This window comes from Variovorax sp. 01T439_2, from assembly GCF_056398445.1.
Genome location: NZ_JBFTPJ010001219.1, coordinates 1 through 1,383, shown reverse-complemented (window position 1 = coordinate 1,383; position 1,383 = coordinate 1). Strand labels below are relative to the sequence as shown.

Here is a 1,383-nt window from a genome sequence, read left to right as displayed (position 1 = left end):
AGGTCGTAGATGCCGCCGGGCCAGTAGATCTTGAGGTCGCGGCCTTCGCGGTTGGCCGCGTCGATGCGGCCGTTGTACACGGTGGTCAGCACCACGTCGCCGGCCACCAGGAACTGCGGCGGCTGTGCGCCGGCTTCCCACCACTGGATGTTGGGCTTGAGTTCGGTGAGCTTCTTGAACGCGCGCTCGGCGCCATCCTTGGTGGCGAGCACCTTGTAGACATCGGCCGGCTTCACGCCGTCGGCCATGAGCGCGAACTCGAGGTTGTAGCGCGCGCCCTTGCGCATGCCGCGCTTGCCGGGGATCTTCTTCACGTCCCAGAAATCGGCCCAGCTGGTGGGCGCGGTCTTGAGCTTCTCGCCGTTGTAGGCCATCACGGTCGACCACACGAACAGGCCGACGCCGCAGTCGGTGACCGCGGCCGGCAGGAAGTCGGCCTTGCTGCCGATCTTGGAGTAGTCGAGCTTCTCGAACAGGCCTTCGTCGCAGCCGCGGGCGGCGTCGGGCGACTCGACCTCGACCACGTCCCAGGTGACCTTCTTGGTCTCGACCATGGCCTTGATCTTGGCCTGCTCGCCGTTGTATTCGACGGGGATGATCTTGGTGCCGGTCTTTTCGTAGGGCTCGTAATAGGCCTTCTTCTGGGCGTTGGCGTTGGCACCGCCGAAGTTGACCACGGTGAGCTGCTGCTGGGCCAAGGCCGGCAGCGCGAAGCCGGCGGCGGCGATGCAGGCGAGAAGGGTCTTTTTCATGATGGGAATCTTCCTGGGTGATGAAAGGAAACGGGGGAACAACGAGCCGGATTCAGTGGGCATAGATGCGCGCATGCGCCATCGGGAATTCGAGCACCACCGCTTCGCCGGCCTGCGGTGCGGCGGTGCCGCCCGCGCCATCGAGCGGCAGCTTCACGGTGGCGTCGGCCTGGCCGTCGCCCACGCTGCACAGCAGCCGCAGGTGGTCGCCGAAGTAGATGACGCGCGACACCTGGGCGGCGAGCATGTTGGCGCCCTGTGCGGCCGGGCCGCGGTGCAGCACCACGCGCTCGGGGCGGATGCAGGCCTCCACAGCCGCGCCCGCGGCCGCACCGCCGACGTTGAGCCCGTGCAGCACGCGGCCGTCGGGCAGCGTCATCTCGGCGCGCTCGCCGCCGCGGCCCAGCTGGCGGTGCAGGTCCTTGAGCTCGAGCTGCATGTGCTCGCGCAGCTGCTTGTCGAGCGCGCCGAGCGGCTCGTCCATCAGCACCAGCTGGGGCTCGAACACCAGCGCGCGCGCCAGCGCCACGCGCTGCTGCTGGCCGCCCGAGAGCTGGCCGGGCAGGCGGTCGGTCATGCCGCGCAGCTGCACCATGTCGAGCGCGCGCTGCACGCGGCGCTGCTGCTCGGC

The 1,383-nt window shown here is 68.8% G+C and carries 2 protein-coding genes; both read right to left on the bottom strand.

Features of this window, described 5'->3' with window-relative positions; genetic code table 11:
• A partial coding sequence (locus AC1DOC_RS33700) for an ABC transporter substrate-binding protein (protein ID WP_478131577.1) occupies positions 1 to 752 on the bottom strand: 752 nt, incomplete at its 3' end.
• Positions 753 to 804: 52 nt separating this feature from the next.
• On the bottom strand, positions 805 to 1,383 hold a 579-nt coding region (locus AC1DOC_RS33695; RefSeq protein WP_478131576.1), incomplete at its 5' end, for a TOBE domain-containing protein.